Consider the following 17788-nt stretch of genomic DNA (forward strand, 5'->3'; position numbering starts at 1 on the left):
ACCGAAGCAAGCAACTTTGCTGTTCTTTCGCGGTTGATATTGCCGCTGCATCATGGAGCGACGGGGCTGGGGGGCAAAATCAAACCGGCAGAATCCTGTCTGCTCTGATGGCCATTCTTGCGTCCGGCGATAGAGTTCCCCGGTCTTCTCACGATTGCGGCCTGGCTGCGCCATTGAAGCAACGAGATCGGCACCTTATGCCGGATCGCATGGACCTCGTTGTAGGCGCCAATCCTCCAACTTTTGATAGGCATTGTTATAAGCCCGAAGGAACCCCGCATTTCGATGCGGACGCGACAGCGAGCACAGCATGAGCACGATTTGCACAATCGTTCGACATATTGTCGATGTCGCGCCTGGATCGGCTGAAGCACTACGGTTTGCATTTCGCGAAATACGCGGACGGTTTGCTCGGGGTGATGCCGAGGTAAAAACCAGAAGGGAAACACTTGTCGACGCGTTTCTAGTGGCGCTGAGCGCTGCAAATGCCCTAGAAATTCGAAGCCTCCTGAATCTATCATAAGCCCGAATCCAGTAACCTAATTTGTCCAACAAGCACAGCATTAGGGTTGAGGCGGGATCCAGAAAATTCGAAAAGCTTCCAGGAACCCCAGCCAAATTGGATGCATCGTCAACGACACATCCCCGCGAGCTTGTGCAGCTGCCGCAGACGCGGCCGTTTCCGCTAGTAAATCAAACGGTTGCCTGAAGACCGCGCGGACCTCGCCGCGATTCCATTCGCAGTTCGACAGCACCAGATTCAGCAGTCGTTTTTTCTCATTTGGGGCCTGACGAGTGAACATTTGGCTGGCGTTGCGGGCTAGCTCAAGCAGTTGGATTCCATCGTCCATTGCAACATGGCGTACGAATTCTATGCAACCATCGACCTCCCGGCCCAGATCGACACAATCGCCGAGCATGTCGATGTCTTCCTACATCTCTACACCCATCACCGCCCGCACGGAGCCCTCGACGGCCTAACACCAAACGAGTATCTCAAAATCTGCCGAGACCCGGATTGCTCACCCGCCTCATGTGTCCTCAGCGCGGGCGAGTACTTGACAGGATCTACTACTTTAGCGTATTATTAAGTAGTAGCAAGCCAGTTAATATGGCTTTCAGCCCCCCCCTTCTATGGATAACTGGTGACCCTACTCAATATAAATCTTACTTGTGGAGGATATTGTCATGCCAGGAAAGACAGGAAAGAACAGCGATACCCCGCTCGTGGACAATCCGGGAGAAGAAAATGACGGCGGCTCGGTCGGGAGCGAGCCTTCGTCTGCGGGGCCACAGGATCCTGACGCGGCGGGTGGAGATCTCGATGCATTGAGCGTCGAGGCCGAACAGCAGGCCGTGTACGTCGAAGCCGGCGTGTCGGACGACTTGCTCGCGCTCAGGGACGCGGTCGAAGCCACGTTGCTTGCCGCGTCCGGCCAGATCGAAGTCCTCTCGGACGCACCTTCCACGCAGGGCATCGTTGGCGTAGGCATCGGCTTGTCCGACCCGGACACCGTTGCGCTCGGCGCCGGCGGCCCGGGCGAGCCGACGCTGACGCTTTTCACCGAAAGCGCTATGCCGCAGGAAGCTCTGCTGAGCCAATTGGCGCAAAGCGCCGGCACGCGCGCGCTCTCGAGCGTGCCGGTGCAGCAGGTGCCCGTCGGCGCGGTCGACGCCTACTCGCACCGCGCGCGGCACCGCCCCGCGCCGGGCGGCGTGTCGGTCGGGCACGTCGCCATCACGGCGGGGACGCTCGGCAGCCGCGCGATCGGTCTGACGGCTCCGTGGAACAATCGGCACCTGGTACTCAGCAACAACCATGTGCTGGCGAATTCGAACGCCGGCCGGGTGGGTGACAGCATCATCCAGCCAGGTGCCGCAGATGGCGGCCGCCACCCGGGGGACCAGATCGCGGTGCTGGCGCGCTGGGTGCCGATAAACTTTGGTGGCGCGCCGAACTTCGTGGACGCCGCCTTTGGTTGGGCGTGGCACGAACGCATTCGCGGCGGGCAGTACTACCTTTCGGGAGGCGCACCAGCCTATTACAATACGGGCACGGCGCCACTCGCAGCCTCGCTCGGCCTGATCGTCGGCAAGAGCGGCCGCACCACCGGCCTTACCCAAGGCCGCGTGACACAAATCGGGGTGTCGGTGAATGTCAACTATGGTGGCGGCCGCGTTGCGCTGTTCCGCAACCAGATCGCAATACAGTCGGTTAATGCCAATCCGTTCTCGGCAGGTGGCGATTCCGGCTCGCTCGTTTGGCACTGGGCTACTGGAGTGCGGCCGGTCGGCCTCCTCTTCGCGGGCGGCGGCGGCACGACCTTCGTCAACCCAATCGGCACGGTTCTCGCCGCGCTGAACATCCGGCTGTTCTGACCACGATGTCTGTCGGCCGCTCTTTAACTGGGGCGGCCGGTTGCCTATGTTCTGGTGAGGCAAGTCGAGGTGACGAAATGAGCGACATCGAAGACCCCGGGTCGGACTTCTCAGGTTCCGGTCCCGTCGAGTTCAAGCCGGCCCAAACCACGCAGCGCGGAACGCTAGAATCGCTGCTGGCGAGCGAGGAGGCGCGGCTACTTGCTGTTCAGGGCGTAACCTCTGTCGGCATTGGCCTCGGCCCCGCGGGAGGCGAGGCGCTTGTGGTAGGTGTAGTTGATGCCGGCGTGGCGGCTCGTTTACCCCTCGAGATCAGGGGCGTGCCCTTGGTGATCACGGTCACTGGGCCGGTAGACGCACTGCGGGCGCGCTGATCGCAACACAGGCAGCGCGCTGCAGCGCCTGCCCGCGGCACTGTCTAAGGGTGCCTACGCGCCATCGAGGCGCGCCCTTGGGCTAGTCGCTTCCGGTCGCGACTCGCGCTCGTCTCGTAGCGCACCCACGCCGCACCGATCGGCACCGTCGACCAGACAACGCCGTCCAAACCGACGGAATCAAGCACACGCGCGACGTCGTCAGACGGGCTGCGCCGCCGCTGTAGATCGCTTCATCAATTGAGGTATCCCACCAGAAGCTGATGCCAACGGATGGGACCGCTGCGGCAAGTTTCGCGACGCGCGATCGATCTGCTCGCGGACAGGACAGGAAGTCACGTGCCTGCCGAAGATCGCTTAGAAATTACGTCTACGCCGCACCCGATTCGATCAGAATTGAACGTCCGCTTTCAGAGGCGGGTTCAACCGACCGATGCTGAATGTCGGGGTTGAGCACACCAGACATTGATTAGCAGACGGTGAGGCGCGCCGTTGTTACATCCCTTCCACATCGTCGATCGGAGAACAGCCTGCATATGCTCTGCGAGGTCGAGTTCCCGCGCGCCTCGATCTCTAGAAGGTATCGGGCCTTGGTCAGGCGATCCCTTTCCGTAACCGCAGCATAGCCGCAGATGGCGAGCAGCGCCCTCTCCTCTTCCAGGCTGGCTCTATCGGAGCCACTGCTGCCACCACCTATGTCATGTAGCGCTTTACCGAACGCAGCATAAGCTGCCTTGTGGGCCTCAATCAGTGCTCGCAGATTATTGGACGGCTCTTGGTCCCGGCCCGGCGGCTCTGTATTGAACGCCGTTGCCGCAACCGTCGAGGCGACGACTGCGCTGCCGGAGTGGAGGAGCAAGGCGCGGCGGTTGATCCTAGACATGGCAACCTCTCCCATTTGCTTGATGGTGGTCAGGCCAGTGGTGCAAAAAACCATCAAACCGTAACACGACGGTCAGTGTATTCGTGTCAGGATGGCCAGATCTCTGGCCGTCGAGAGCCCTTGCGGCTGGGCGATGCCCAGTGCCTGCATCTCGGAAAGGATGCCGCGTCCGACCGCCCTGCGGAAGCTTCGATTTGCGCGCGGGCTTGTCGCGACCGCGTGAACTGGAGGGAACAAGGGTCCCAGGTCACGATACACGCACGTTGATGACGCTCCGCCGGAATGGCAGGGTTTCGGGACCAGGCGGCCCAGGTATGTGCTTCAGCCTTTTGATTGTCGACGCGCACCGCGATCCGGCTCGGGATGCGGTTGAGTTCGGCTTGTGCCTTCTTTTTCCTTTGAGATAGACGGCCTGGAGCTCTGTGTCAGGAGGATAATTTCCTCGCGGGGGTTTTCGGTCGAGGGGTACGCAGCTCGTCACGAAGCTTGGTTCGCTCACGCTCCGTGACGGGGTCGTCGCGCCTGTCCTGACGGAAAATCGTTCGAAGTCTTGAGGCAACATCGTTAGTTTCTGATTTGATGCGGGTGACGTAAGCTTGGATGGTGTCGAGGGCGCTTTCCGTACCGCCAAGCTTGCTGTCGGCCCAGCCGAGTTGATCGGCCATGCTCTGGATGCTGGCATCCAAAGAGGCTTCGAGCTGGCCGAGTTCCTTCGTCATGCGGCCTGCCGCCGCCTCAAACCGCTCGGCAAATGCGCGCGCTTCGCTTTCGAGGAAGATTTTCAGAAGCTCGGTTGGATGCAGCGCGCGATTACGTCGCCCATCACGCGTGCAGTAGATGCCCCTGGGGGTGCAGTGTGGCTTCGTGGCGCTGCTCGGGACATCGATCCGCAGAAACGACTTGCCATCGTCATTTTCGATGCTGACATTGATCGCGACCGGTGGTATGCATCCCAGAGCTTTGTTGGCGATCTGATGTATCGTTCCATCGCCAACATGACATCCCACCACGAAGCCGATCTGTGCGCCTCCATCCCCGGCGCGTTCATCAACGCCAGCAAGAATGGCTCCGCCGCCTGCGTTGGCGAACGCGACCAGGTCCTCAGCAGACACGCCGTCAGGGCCGCGCTTGAAGTCCGCGCGATCACCTTCTCCTGCCTGCAGGAGCGAGGCGGTATCTGCGGTTACTGTCTTAGTGGTCTTCTTCGACGGCATGTCCAAGGTTTAGCATATCGCAGTTTTTGGAACACAAAAGCTCTGCCTCATTTGCGGTCGACGATGCACGATGTGCCCAGAGGGCCCGTAGCAGCGACCATCTCACCGGTCCCCAATGCATCGCCGTACTCGAACGTCCCATATGAATCTTCACTGCAGCAATCAATTGATTGGAATAGCGCAATTGGCGATCGATCGAGAAGAGCAATTTCCGCAATCGGCGATCCGGTAAGTGGCGGCCCGATCGTGACGGGCTCTCGTAAGCAACGTTCGGGCGGTCTTTGTGAGAAGAAAAGCAGTCGCCAAACGATGTGGGTAGGCGGCAGTACTATTGGGAACGCAATTGCATCCGAGATCGGTTCTGCTTCAAACTGGCGAAGCAATAATTGGACAGGCGAATCGATGGCCGGCGAAATCAAGGCGGTGGATCTGAAGCTAGTCGGGGATCTGTTCGGCGACGGCTACGTGATGGATTTCACTAACCGCACCTACCAAGAATTCTTCCGGGACGAGGTGGGCGTCGACATCTACGACGACGCCTATCTCATCGACAACGCTAACAGCAAGGGCAAGCGCCTACGCGCATTCATGCAGAAGGCTCAGAAGGGCGCTATAGTGAAGGCGCTAAATGGCCTCTGGGAATATCGGATGGCTTATCTTGCGGGAAACGAAGATAGCGTGCTCCGGAGCCGCGAGAGACTGAGCGCACTGATTGAGCGACTGGGCGGCAGACCTATCCCTGGCACGACCACTCAGACTCCGGAGCCGAGTGCGCCGCTACGCTGCGGACCGGCCGAATCTACACAAGTCGATCTTGAGAACGAGTTCATGGGGCTGCATGGCATGGACGATGCAGCACAGGCGCGTGGCTACGCCTTTGAGAGGTTTCTGAAGCGCTGGTTCGATGCATGGGGGCTAGAACCGCGGAAAGCCTTCAAGCTCAAAGGCGAGCAGATCGATGGCAGCTTTCTGCACGGCAACACCGTCTATTTTCTCGAAGCGAACTGGCGCAATGCCCAAACTGGCGCTGGTGAACTCCGGTCGTTCCAAGAGTTGATCGGGCAACACTTCGAAGGCGCGCGTGGCCTCTTCGTTTCATATTCGGGATTCACCTAAGACGGCCTGCAAGCTTTCGTCGCCAGGCGCATCGTCATGATGGATGGCATGGACGTCGTCGAGGCGTTGCGTCGCCGGATTTCGCTCGAAAAGATCGTGGCCAAAAAGCTTCGCATCGCTATCGAAGAGCGGCGGCCGAACGTATCCGTGCGCGAGCTGTTCCCATGACGGATGCTCATCGACACGATCGTCGCGCCGTCCCTGCCGGCTCCGCAAATCGGACCGGAACGGGACGAGTCAGTCGCAGACTGCTGGGAGCAGGACGAAATGCCGGGTAACCACGCAATGCGAACGTGCCTCAAGTCAGGTCAGCGACCCATTGCTTGTTGGGACCGACTCGCCACCTGACCTGTCCACTTGAGTGTCCGCTCGAGGGATCCCCAAAAGCCAACTGAATGGCCGATAGAAGGCGCATAGCTGCCAATACGACACGTAGAGTTAAACGCCCTTCGTGCTGACGTGAACGACCTGCGAGGTCGCGAGTGTTAGAAATTCGAAGCCTCCTTAATCTATCCTGAATCCGAATCTAGTGACCTAATTTGTCCAACAAGCACACGCAATTCGGGTTGAGGCGTGATCCAGAAAGTTCGAACAGCTTCCAGGAACCCCAGTCGATGGTCAATTGTAGAACCGTCTGACTGTCCTCCTAGGGGTCGACAGCGGTCAGTCCGCTTATGGGAGCGGATGGCGGAAGTCTGCGGTTCGGCTCTCGACCGCATTGCCGCCGCTCCTGCGCTCCGGTAGGACTGCTTTTAGCCCTTAGCGGACTTGTGTCTCGGCTTTCCTGGTAAGCCTGCACGGCGGATGGCCAGTGGATGCCGCAAGCTGCCAATCCGCCTTAATTTCGTAACTCCGACTCAGTCGCTTTCTACAACGTAGTGCTTCCTCATCTCTTTTTCTTCGTAGAGATCATCATTAACCATCGCCACGATGATGGCGGCGACGGCAAAGCACAGATCAACGTCGGCCTTAGCAATCGGCTCTGTTTTCGTGTTGTGAGCGATAGCGTTTCTGAGTCTTTCGCACTTGTCGAAACCGTTCTTAACGTCTCCCCATACCTTCAATTTATCGAGGCCGCCGACAGACGGTGGCATGTTCGCCTTTATGATCGCCTGCAGTTTCTGCATCAGTCGGATGTCAGGTTTGATCCGCTGATCGTCGGATTGCCCCTTGTTGAGTTTCTCACGCTCCGATTCAACGAAGCTGTCGACTGCCGAAAAATATGAGAAAAATGCCTGCTTGAGCTTTCCCTCTTCCTCGAACGCGAAACCTTCGGCAATCGCTTCCGCAGCATATCCGATACGACTGCTTTCTCCGGAGTAGGAGGCCACGATGAAATTGAAGCGCACATCCATGTTCATTTCCATGGAAGTACCAGACAAGCTTCCCCTGACCAGTGCTCGACACCCAAAGCGGTCTACGATCTGGAGTTCCAAGGCAAGCTTCCCTGTGCTTTCAGGAGTTGCTTTCGGTAGCTCATATTCGGGATCATCGTGCGGGTCATCGTCAACGGAGTACCCATAGTCGTCCAGTTTCAATCTATGGATGAAAATCGCTTCGTCCGAGAGATCGAACTCGTGCCAGACTGGGTAGTCCTTATCGGTTCCCCCGTCGTACGGGATGAAATCGAAGTCCGGAAGGAGTTCACTTATAGACGCGCTTGACCTCGGAGGCCTCCAATTTAAGGCAAACACTGAGCTTGTCCTGGCTCAACGCCTCCGTCAGCTTACCCATGAATTCGACCTCGAATCTTGCAGAGCATTCATATCCAGGTTCTGCTGATCACGTCGTCTCCGTGAGTACAACCATCAATGACTGAAACCCATGGGGGATTTATGACCACTTCCGCCGGCCAAAAACCAAGCTTGATGGACTTTGCTCGCGCAAAAACTTTGTTGGCGGCTCGACTTCGCAAACTCGATGCGACCGGCACGAGTGGGTTTGAAGGTCTCATGCGAGACGTCCTGTCGGAAACCACAGGTCAGCTGTTCAGGTTGGCCAAATCAGGCCCGCAGGCAGGATCCGATGTCCGGACGATCGAGCACAATACATTTCGCGTCGGTCTGGAAGCCAAAAGATATGGCGCGAAAACACGGCTTAGCCTTGATCAGATGAAGGCAAAGGTCGTCGACTCCGCTCTTCAAAGCGACCCTGTCGATCTATGGATACTGGCTGCCTCGCGGGAGATCCCGGTCACCGATATCGAAGCGCTCCGAGACATCGGAAACCGCCTGGGAGTAGCTGTGCTGGTCCTCGATTGGCCAAGCCCCAAAGACTCGCTTCCCGACTTGGCGGTCCTTTGCCTTGAAGCGCCAGTCGCCATGGCGCGCCACTTTGGGAACGACCGATCTCTGCGGGACGTGGTCAGAGCAATTGGATCCCACCCGGATTTCGCAAAGTCTCGCGAGAGGGTCCGCCAAAGGCTGCTGGACGCCGATATCGGATATGCGGCAGCTGTGAGCGCCATGAAGACCTGGATTGAGGTTGGTTTGGCCAATCCCATGAACGCGGCATCACGTCTTGGCGGGAGCTTTAACAATCTGCATGACCCTGCCGTGAGGAAAGTCTTACGGCCATCGCTGAACGAACAGCTCGACAAATGGCTCATCAGCGGTCGACCTGCGGTTCTGCTCGGCGATGAAGGCATGGGGAAAACCTGGTCCTTCTTGTCCTGGTGGGCAGCGAATTCCGCAGACGGCCGTAATCTGCCTCTGTCGGTTTTCGTCTCTGCCAATGACGTCCGGGACGACAACGCCGAGGAGCTGCTGGCCAAGGTTCTAGCCAGACGGCTCGGCTATGGCGATGCGACGTTCTGGCTACGCAGAGTTGGGCTCTGGCAGCGCGCCGATTTCGCCGGTCAGCAGTTCATTCTGGTCGTCGATGGACTGAACCAGAATTGGCGAAAACGCGATTGGTCGGATTTCCTGCAACCGCTCTACGACGAGCGCTGGAAAGGTCGCTTTGCCGTTCTGACCAGCTGCTGGCCAGACCATTGGGCCGATCTGCACAGGCTGGCGCCGTTGGCTCCCCGTCCGGATGAAATTCGTGTTGGTCCCTTCAGCAACGACGAGCTGAAAGCGCTGTTGAAGTTGCACGCGGTGGAGAGTGAGGCGTTTGGAGATCGGATGCTGGATCTTATGAAGGTGCCGCGTCTCTCCCAGTTGGCTATCGAACGGCGTGAGGCCCTCGCGCCAACAGGCGACATAACGCCCGAGCGGCTCGCATACGAAGATTGGAAGCACAGGGTAGGTCGGCGCGGAGCAGCGCTGGCGATTTCCGATGAGGAATTCCGAGATTTCATCCGCGATCTCGGCAGCGGCGTGAAGGTTTCGCTCGATGACGCAATGTTCACCCGCGTTGATCTGGTTACGAAACTGGGCCGGGAGAGCGGCAAGGGCCAGGACGACCTTCGCGAAACCGTGGCGGAGCTGATCGCGGGGCGTTGGCTGGAAGCAGGTGGCGGTCCTCATCGGTTCAAACTCCGCAAGGAGCTCACGCCTTTCGTGCTCGGCCTAATATTGGCGGCTGAACTGAGAGGCCTGGGCGATGAAGGCGAGGCCGCTGCCATCATCGCCACGTTCGTAGATCCCTACAAGGGGCAACGGCTCGGCGTTTCGATCCTGCGAGCGACAGCAACAATCGCGCTCCTGGACGGGCTTGTCGGCCGGCCTGCTCGGCGTGCCATCGTTCATCGGTGGGTAGCCGAACAAAACTTCTCTCAGGTGGACTATGATGCTTTCTGGCGTTTGATCGGCCTGGATTTTGAACTTTTTTGCCAGATTGCTGAGGAGACCTGGCTCGCCCGGTCCGGCAACAGATCGATGGATGAAATCCTTATCAAGGGACTGGCACGAGCCCATTCCTTCGCAGAGATCGCGCCACGCCTCGTCAGGCAGGTGACGATCTGGCTGGGATGGCTCTGGGCAGACCCAGACGACGGACGCTTCCTTGGTAAGATTGATCCGAACTCCGAGCGATCGGTCACAAATCGCAAGCGAACTCATGACAACCTGAAACGATGGAATGACTCGCCGATATCGTCGACCTGCCCGACCGTTGAACTGGTGGCCACGGGCGACGTGAGTTGGCTCGCTCACCGGGTGTTCGGGATTCTTTCGTTCCTGCCGCTGCAGGCATTCACTGACGCGTTCCTGGCCTGGGCAATCAGCCGGGCAATCATGGCCACCGCCAATCATTTCGAGGAGCTGGCCTGGGTCTTGCGCCTGGGCGGCGGCAAATCTGGCGATTTTCATGCCGCGCTGCTGAAAGCCGTGGACGAACTGACCGCAACAGGTGATGACATTGCGCTAACTGGCGGGCAATGGCTTCTGGAGGCTCTTGGAGACGCTGTCGCCGGGACGCACCAGGCTGCGTTAGTAAAGGACAAATCACCTACACTATTTGCAGACCGCGCGGATACCCAAAGTCCGCTTGATCCGAACGCATGCGCAGCGAACCATGGTGCCAAGTTCGCAGGCGACCAGCTTTGGCTGCTCGGGCGCCAGTCGAGTGATGACGACAATCGTTTTGAGCGCCTAAAAGCTATGTTGGCCCGCACAGACCCAAATCTCCTGCAACAAATCGTTCGCTTGGCGGCCCTGAGCGCCCCGGGGCGAAACGAACTCGAATTGCAACGTCTTGTGGCCGAGGCCAACCGACTTTCGCTACTGTATAGACAGGAGGAGAGACTTCTAATCGCCGATGCCATCAAGGATTTGATCGACGCCTCGGCCATCGCCAAGGACGATGATCTTCCTTGGTGGCGAGCACGCGAGCTGGAATTGCGTCTTTGGGACCTCGAACCGGAACAACTGCTGGATAGAGTGCTCGACGATTGTCTTAAGCTGCCGATCCTCGCCAGGATCGAGAAGGTGCTGCTGCGTTGTGGACAATCAGCCATACGATCGCGCCTTTCCAGATTCCCGCTAACCGGTCCTCGCGATGACGTGCTCAGCGGGCTTCTGCTCCTGGGCGCCATAGCTGATGAAGAGGCTCTGGATGGTTGGTCAGATTTGGCGCCACTTGTCAGCAGCGTGGACGCAGAAATACGCGGCGCCGCTTTCGAACTGGCACCAGAGACGCGCGACACTCAGGTGCTGCAGGCGATCGCCGATAGCGGATGGAAAGCTGCGGAAGCGAAGAACCTCGAAGACCGCTGCCGGGGATCATCGGCGTTGCTGGCTGCAAGCGAGATTCTGCAACGCCCGGAACTGATGGAAGAGGCGGATCCCGAAATCTGGGCCGTCATGCTTCAACGAAATCCTGAAGACCCGGTCGCGCTGCAAAAATATCATGACTTCGTTCGCGGTGCCTTCGATAGGCTGGATCAAAAGGGAGGCTCCTGGTCCTACCCGAGATATTGGGCAAACCACGACCTGCCGATGACCATCTTGATTGCGAAGCAAGGGGCGAGCTCGTGGCCTGGTTGAACGCTTGGCTCGACGAGCGTAACCACATTTCGAACGTTGATACGCTCGATGAATTTCCTCTCATTGCCCTGTGTGAGGGACTCATTCGATCCTCGCCCGTGGCTGGCATCCCGTTGTGGCGGAAGTTGAATGACGCAAGGGATCGAGGCATCATAAAGAACCCTCGGATAACCCTGTTGCCAGTTGAGGCGCCAGCATGCGCTGCCGGAGATGAAGGACGCCTGGAGGCTCTTGACCTCTGTACGACTGACAATGTGTTGCTTGACATGGCGAGGGCCGCCATCCAGCACGGCCAATCGAGCTGGCTTGAGGCCACCATCCGAGATGACGAGGCCAGTGGCGATGCGGCCCGGATCGCGCGGGCTTATACGCTCCTGGGTTTCTGCGATCTGACACCCGCATTCGAAAAGATATGGACCGAGTTCGAGGCGAGGAAGCCACGAACAGGCTGGCTGGCCGAGGTTTACGCGACTGGCAGTGATCACTATCGTCGAAACAGATGGGCGCGCGAGTGGTATCGACGCTACCTACACGCCGCTGAACAAGCGACCGCATTTGCCGCCCACGAAGTTCTCGCGAAGACGATCGACGGGCGAGGCAACCTTTGGATCAAGGGTAAGGATATTGAGCTGCTCACGACTCCGGTCGGGCGACACTGGGACACGAACCTGACCGTACTGAACCAAGCCATCAAGAGCAGAAGCGAAACCCTTCAGGATAAGCTTTATGGCGCGAGAATCATGAGGCAGACCCAATCGCCTTGGCTCTGACGCGGATTCGACACCGAGCAAACCTGTTGGCAATGCAAATTCGAAACGCTTGAACCAGCCGAGTATGTAAGTTGGGTTTCCGCGCAAGCTCGGTGATTAGATAAAAAGCAACCTTCTCGGCGGCGTCGCCCGAAACTGCCAGTCCGTTTTCGACCTCTTATCGAGCATCATCGATGATCAGCGGCGAAGGCAGCTTCCGGCCAAAGAGCAGTCTGCCAGAATGGCCGGGATGAGGCGCAGAGCTGTCGTTCAAAAGGTAGCACGCTTGGAAGTTCGTGCTGACGCGCTATCTGGCGCATGTGCCAGAAGTCGATGCCTTCAAAGCTATCCAAAAACCTAATCTAGTGTGCTATTTTGTCCATAAGCAACCGCAATTCGGGCTGAGGCGCGACCCAGAAAGTTCGAAAAGCTTCCAGGAACCCCAGGGAAAATTTGTCGGTTCGTCGATATCGCGATCTGAGCCGGCGATTATTTCGAGCTTGGCGATAATGCCAAGAAGCGACCGCGCCCGTATTTGCGGTAGCTCGTCCTGAAGCTTCAAGGCCACAGTGGAAGACTCGACCTCAGCTTGGCAGGCGATCGAGTAGGCGACCCGCTTGTCCATCGCTTCCGAGCCTCTAGCTAGCGTGGAGATAACGCCTCTCTAGACGCTGTTGAAGACGGCAAAGGATTTGAGAAACATGCTGCGCCCGCAACCAATCTCGCAGCAGTAGAATTTGGAGGGTCTGCATCGACAACCGGTGCGACGCCGTGCTCCCGCCATTCGTGACGAGAGGCATAGTCGTGCTATGGTCTGAATCAGCCATGATCCGAGCTCCGCAAAGCGTGGGCGTGGTTAGACTGTTGGAAGCGGGGAACCCCCCCCAACGTAAAACAAGCATATTTGCACTTTTTGTGCAACAGGGCATTTGAACAATGAAGGTAAGTGCGGCCCAAGTTCGCGCAGCCCGCGGGCTTCTCGACATTTCTCAACAGGAACTGGCGGATCTATCCAAGGTAAGTTTGAGGACGATCGTGCAGTTCGAACGCGGTTCGAAACCAGCATCTGAATCGATCCTACAAGTGCTGAAGCTATCGCTCGAAGCAGCCGGAATAGAATTCATTCCAGAGAACGGCGGTGGCTTTGGTGTGCGCTTGTCACGCGGTACCGAAAACACTTAACCGAAGGCGGCCCCTGAGGGCGGCATTACGGATTATCTTTTTCCGAATCAATGTCAGCAAGGCGCCAAAAGCGGACGTTATAGAGGTCGAACTGCAATCAGTCGGTGTGAGGCGTAGCAGTTGGCCTGGCGAAGCGTCCTCCTGCAAATAGACCCGTCCGGTTGTAGAAGTCGAGCGATAGTTCACTCACCTTCGCTATCAAACCAAGATCGGGACCGTGCCGGGTCTGGATCGCAGAAGCGAGTTTTCGCCGGGCTTCGGCGGTAGTGTAGGCAAGATCCCTCGGAGTCTGGCCCGCACAAGTCACCCTTCCGATCTGGCACCAGAGGGGAGGCGAGACATCTTGATCGGATTCGTGAAAGCCCCCTTGGGATGCGAAGGAATTCAACGATCCTACCGCGGCGTCAAAGCACTGCCCGCAAGGTCTAGAAGGCCTCGTCCCATCGCGCAGGGCGATTCAGCCGGCCGAGGTATTGAAGGATTAGAACATGGCCGCCAACGGTTCCACGATCGACGCACTGTCATCCCTGTTCGCCGCTGCGCGAGCGGGCGACATGTTTAGCTTGGACGCACTAGCGAAGCGTCAGGCGAAACTGTGCGCTCGGCTGGCAAAGTTCAGCCAGCGCCATGTCGTTGAAATCCTTGCCGGGCTTCTTACCCAGCCAGCAAACCATGCAGCCACTTTGCGCATCGAGGCGCTCATCCACCTCGCTGTCCTCAACTGCAAAGGCACTGTGAAGCCCACGCTCTTGCAGATTAGGGAATGGGTGAACGAGATTCTCCTTAAGGACGGCATAGGCGCAGGCGAAGACCCGGTCGAGGACGTGTTCAGTTCGGTAGTGCCGTCATCGTCCGGTAGCGCCACGATCCTCGAAGGAGCATGGCAAGATAACGGCTACCATCTGGCGCGGATCATGGGTGCGCTATTGCCATTACGCGAGGAGGCTTGGGCGAACGAGGCGATGCAGTCCGTGATGTCGTTGCTCTATTTGGGCGAGGCAATGGCGCAAAAGGCCGGAGTGACGCGATACACCCTAGCCGACTCCCAGCCAGTTTCGCGGGTTAGAGTTGCTCCGGGGAATGTCGAGGCCGGGGTGAAGGCCGTCAGCTTCAGCTTGCAAGAGATATTCGGGCTGGGTCTCGTCGCCCGCGACCTCGCGCCTTTCGTCGGCGATGCAAATGACCTGGCAAGTCTCGAAAGCGAGTCCCTGACAAACAGCTCGCTCGAACGGTTTCCCCTGCTGAGACATGAAGGCGGTTGGTTGGTTATGCTTCCGACGGCGATCGGTGCGGCGGCGCGGCGGCTGATCCTCGACAAGGCAGCTGCCGCCGGCGCGCTTTCCAAACTCCAGGCCGAAATCGGCCGGGCCGAACTGCAGGACGTGCGGGAAATTTTGGCGGAAAACATGCAGTTGTCCAAGCAGGCTATTCTCCCTCTGCCGGCCGAACCGAAGCTGACAGTCGTCAAGGCGGAGTTCGATCTGGGCGGCTTTGCATTGATTGTGCTCGTTGCTGACGAGCTTTCGGAGGCGATGGGGACCGGCCTCCAGGGAATGAACGACAAGGACCTGGATCGCGGCGCCTCGGCCGTCTCGCAGCTCGAAAAGCAGCAGGCGGCCTCGTCCGATTATCGCCGGGGCTTGACGTTGATCGTCCATGGCGGTGTCGGGCGAGGCGTCGCCATGGGTTTCGATGAAAGCCCACCCGAGTGGCACCGTGTCAGTATCGGGCTCGGTGACGCGTTGCGGATGAGTTGGGACGCTGACTTCGACACCAACCGCGTGTGGAAGATAATCTCTCAGCAGGAACAGCTGCAAGCACGGGGTTACGACATCCACAGCGTCGGCGACTTCATTAACCGCTACGGTTACCTAGAAGCGCAAGGATTCGATCCCGTGCGGCCGGAGATGTCGAAGGGCGCGTTTGCATTGGTGACGACACACTATGCGGCGGCGGTGCGCCACCGAGTCCGCAGTGCCCTTGACTATCATCTGGTTGTTGATCCGACCGTCAGTCGGTTCGTCGAGGTACAGCGGCGCTCCACGAGCTCGTATTTCAGGGAGATCAGCAACCTGCCGCTATACGTTGCGCCGTTTGACGCCCTCAACGGCGAGTTTCTTGCGGTAGTGGAAACCCCAAGCCGCGCTTGGTGGGTCGAGTTACCCATCGTCGATGGACCATATCGGGCGTTCTCAGCGAGAATCTGGGACGCGGCCCAGCGCTGGCTCGTATGGCTCGCTCTGAGGCTCGAGGAGTTCCTGCCCGGCCTGCCTGAACGGCCCATCCACTTCAAGCTGGAATTTCCCGATATCGATCGGCTGACCGATGCGGCGATGAGCGATGCAACTCCGCCAGAGCGTCCACAGTTCGAACTGCTTGACGGCGTCATTGCCATCCGATCTGGCGTCGCTTCACTGCGTGGCTACATGGACGCGACTAATATCGCAGAGAGGCAGTTGCTCGCCTCCATGGCCCTCGCGGCCTCGGAACTGGCGGGGACGCCTCAGGACGCGGAGTGGGGCGACCGCCTCGCCACGGAGGTGACCGGTTCGTCTCATGCCCGCTTCGCGCATGCAATTCCCGCTAACGACGCAACGGATATCGTCGGATCGTACCTGGACCTGCCGCCACCCCGCTTCGTGTTCGATGAGGACCGTAGCTGGGCTCATCTCGGACTGGCGTTTGACGCCGGAGCGAATGCGGCAGGGATGGTCCTTGCGGGCGATGTCGGATCACGGCTTCAGACAGCGGTGCTGAGAATCTGGGAGCGGATCAAGGACAAGCTTCAGAAACTGGACCGGCGCTCGATCGTCGTCAGGGCGCTGTTGAACCACGAGGCGATCGACAGGGATCGCCGGGAGTGGCAGCAGACCGCCGCCGCCTTACGGGCACTCCATGACGACCAAGCGGATGTACTGGCCGCGAACAACAAGGCCGAACTCAGAAGATCGGCTGCCGGCGTTGCGAGCCGTGCACTGGCCGAGATGGCGATCTGCACCTCACCGACGACGGGCGGCCGGCAGTGCACCGACATCGATCTCGATGACCTGATCGGCGAGGTCGCGGCGATGCTGGACTGTGCCGGGCAATGTGATGCCCATTTCTATGGGCTAGCCACAGGCCCACTCAGCGTTGCACCGAACGGCGACTTCCAGTTCGACAGGGGCTTTGGGGAAAACACCCACGTGCCCTATATGTTTGCCCAGGGCGACCGAGCCTTCCACGACGCCGCTGACTCGTACGCAACGTCGTTCGACGTCCCCGCCCCCGGTGCACCGCTGCCGTCGGCGCCGGTGATCGATCCGGGCCTTAAGATTGCGATGCGGGCCGAGTTCGGGATGGATTTGGAACATCTCGTTGCGACCTCACATGGCCTCGCCGAAATGGCGATCGAAGTAGGACAAGCCTGTTTCAGCATGCGCAAGAGCGAGTTGCTCGACTTCTTCCGCAAGATGGACGGCGCCGTTGATGCAGAGCGAGCATTTGCCGCTCTCACGCTGATACCGCGAGCAGAGTGGGGCGAGCGAAATCCGAAAGGCGCGTCGGCGCGAGACTGGCAGCCTTGGCGAATGAACCGAAAGCTGTCGCTGACGCGGCGTCCGCTCATCCAGATCGACGAGACCGATGACCCAGAAGTGATCGTAGCCTCTGCGCTCATTTCCAAGGTCGTCTTTCGCCTGTTCGGTCTTGTCGACGGTCGGCTGGGCGCCGAGATGTTCGACACCAAGGAGGTGAATCGCTGGCTCGGCAAGATCGTCAACGAGCTAGGCCATGCCTTCAACCATTCCGTCGCAGCGAAGCTGCAGGAAATTGGTCTTGATGCACAACCTGACCAACTGATGACGCTGTTCGGCGGCAAGAAGGAGCTGGGCGATGTGGACGTGCTGGCCTGGGACAAAAAGACCGGGACGGTCTGGGCCATCGAATGCAAAAGGCTGCTTCTCGATCGGACAATCGGTGAGATTGGCGAGCGCCTAGCCGATTACACCACCACGGGCACCCGTCACACGAAACGCACTCCGATCCAGAAGCACCTCGATCGTGTCGACTTCCTCAGAGCCAACCTTTCGGCCGTGGCGTCGGTAACCAAAATCCCTGTCGAAGACATCAAGTTGAAAGCCGCGCTCGTGACCGACAAGATCGTACCCATGCAGTTCACCAAGATGATGTCGGCCCTGGTAGATCGAACCTGCACTTTCCGCGATCTCGCCAAGCAGTTCGGTTCGTCGTGAGGCGGCGGCAGCCGAGGCATGCCAACGTTGCTATGGATGGGAAGCGCCCCCTACGCCGCACCACGGGTGTGGGGTCCCTGACCGCTTCGGGCCAAAAGCGGGTTGTGTGCGTCAAGTTCTGCAAAATGGGGCGGCCATGATGCTGGTCATGCGGCTTGGCGCAGAGCGAGCTTCTTGTGCTCGCGCAGGTCGTCCATGTTGATGTATCGGTTGGCCTCCATCCAGTTTTC

Annotated in this window: 13 protein-coding genes; 8 read left to right on the forward strand and 5 right to left on the reverse strand. The window is 58.8% G+C overall.

Annotation, left to right across the window (positions count from 1 at the left end):
• Positions 1-563 precede the first annotated feature (563 nt).
• Entirely contained in the window at positions 564-920 is a 357-nt protein-coding gene (locus X750_RS135585; RefSeq protein ID WP_023748884.1) for a hypothetical protein, read from the reverse strand.
• A 268-nt stretch (positions 921-1188) separates the two neighbouring features.
• Here X750_RS135585 and X750_RS135580 point away from each other — a divergent pair, with 268 nt between their 5' ends.
• Both X750_RS135580 and X750_RS135575 read left to right on the forward strand, forming a co-directional pair.
• Complete coding sequence (locus tag X750_RS135580; RefSeq protein WP_031243742.1) at positions 1189-2379, forward strand: hypothetical protein; 1191 nt, start codon at positions 1189-1191, stop codon at positions 2377-2379.
• Positions 2380-2456: 77 nt separating this feature from the next.
• The gene (locus X750_RS135575; RefSeq protein ID WP_023748886.1) at positions 2457-2753 is read left to right on the forward strand and encodes a hypothetical protein; all 297 of its coding nucleotides are present in this window, start codon (positions 2457-2459) and stop codon (positions 2751-2753) included.
• A 469-nt stretch (positions 2754-3222) separates the two neighbouring features.
• Here X750_RS135575 and X750_RS01295 read toward each other — a convergent pair whose 3' ends face one another.
• Together X750_RS01295 and X750_RS1000000163900 are read right to left on the reverse strand one after the other, a co-directional pair.
• On the reverse strand, positions 3223-3636 hold the full coding sequence (locus X750_RS01295) for a hypothetical protein (RefSeq protein WP_245271917.1): 414 nt from the start codon (positions 3634-3636) through the stop codon (positions 3223-3225).
• 425 nt (positions 3637-4061) lie between these two features.
• A complete protein-coding gene (locus tag X750_RS1000000163900) occupies positions 4062-4850 on the reverse strand; it encodes an RNA-binding domain-containing protein (RefSeq protein ID WP_023748888.1) in 789 nt (262 codons plus the stop codon).
• Positions 4851-5252: 402 nt separating this feature from the next.
• Here X750_RS1000000163900 and X750_RS1000000167225 point away from each other — a divergent pair, with 402 nt between their 5' ends.
• Positions 5253-5966, forward strand: coding sequence for a hypothetical protein (locus X750_RS1000000167225; RefSeq protein ID WP_023748889.1), 714 nt, complete (start codon positions 5253-5255; stop codon positions 5964-5966).
• Positions 5967-6002: 36 nt separating this feature from the next.
• The gene (locus X750_RS1000000167460) at positions 6003-6134 is read left to right on the forward strand and encodes a hypothetical protein (protein ID WP_023748890.1); all 132 of its coding nucleotides are present in this window, start codon (positions 6003-6005) and stop codon (positions 6132-6134) included.
• Between the two features lie 689 nt (positions 6135-6823).
• Here the strand turns inward: X750_RS1000000167460 and X750_RS135570 are convergent.
• Positions 6824-7504, reverse strand: coding sequence for a hypothetical protein (locus X750_RS135570; protein WP_156932480.1), 681 nt, complete (start codon positions 7502-7504; stop codon positions 6824-6826).
• 297 nt (positions 7505-7801) lie between these two features.
• Between X750_RS135570 and X750_RS135565 the strand changes: the two genes are divergently transcribed.
• Both X750_RS135565 and X750_RS135560 read left to right on the forward strand, forming a co-directional pair.
• Positions 7802-11395, forward strand: coding sequence for a hypothetical protein (locus X750_RS135565; RefSeq protein ID WP_156932481.1), 3594 nt, complete (start codon positions 7802-7804; stop codon positions 11393-11395).
• A complete protein-coding gene (locus X750_RS135560; protein WP_023748893.1) occupies positions 11383-12165 on the forward strand; it encodes a hypothetical protein in 783 nt (260 codons plus the stop codon). Before X750_RS135565 ends, X750_RS135560 begins: the two co-directional genes overlap by 13 nt.
• A 349-nt stretch (positions 12166-12514) precedes the next feature.
• Here X750_RS135560 and X750_RS1000000166600 read toward each other — a convergent pair whose 3' ends face one another.
• Entirely contained in the window at positions 12515-12769 is a 255-nt protein-coding gene (locus X750_RS1000000166600; RefSeq protein WP_023748894.1) for a hypothetical protein, read from the reverse strand.
• 311 nt (positions 12770-13080) lie between these two features.
• Here X750_RS1000000166600 and X750_RS1000000165285 point away from each other — a divergent pair, with 311 nt between their 5' ends.
• Positions 13081-13326 carry a helix-turn-helix transcriptional regulator gene (locus tag X750_RS1000000165285; RefSeq protein ID WP_023748895.1) on the forward strand — a complete coding sequence of 82 codons (246 nt, stop codon included), beginning with the start codon at positions 13081-13083 and terminating at the stop codon, positions 13324-13326.
• A gap of 488 nt (positions 13327-13814) precedes the next feature.
• On the forward strand, positions 13815-17558 hold the full coding sequence (locus tag X750_RS135555) for a hypothetical protein (RefSeq protein ID WP_023748896.1): 3744 nt from the start codon (positions 13815-13817) through the stop codon (positions 17556-17558).
• The last annotated feature ends 230 nt before the right edge of the window (positions 17559-17788 follow it).

Source organism: Mesorhizobium sp. LNJC391B00 (assembly GCF_000502535.1).
Lineage (GTDB): Bacteria > Pseudomonadota > Alphaproteobacteria > Rhizobiales > Rhizobiaceae > Mesorhizobium.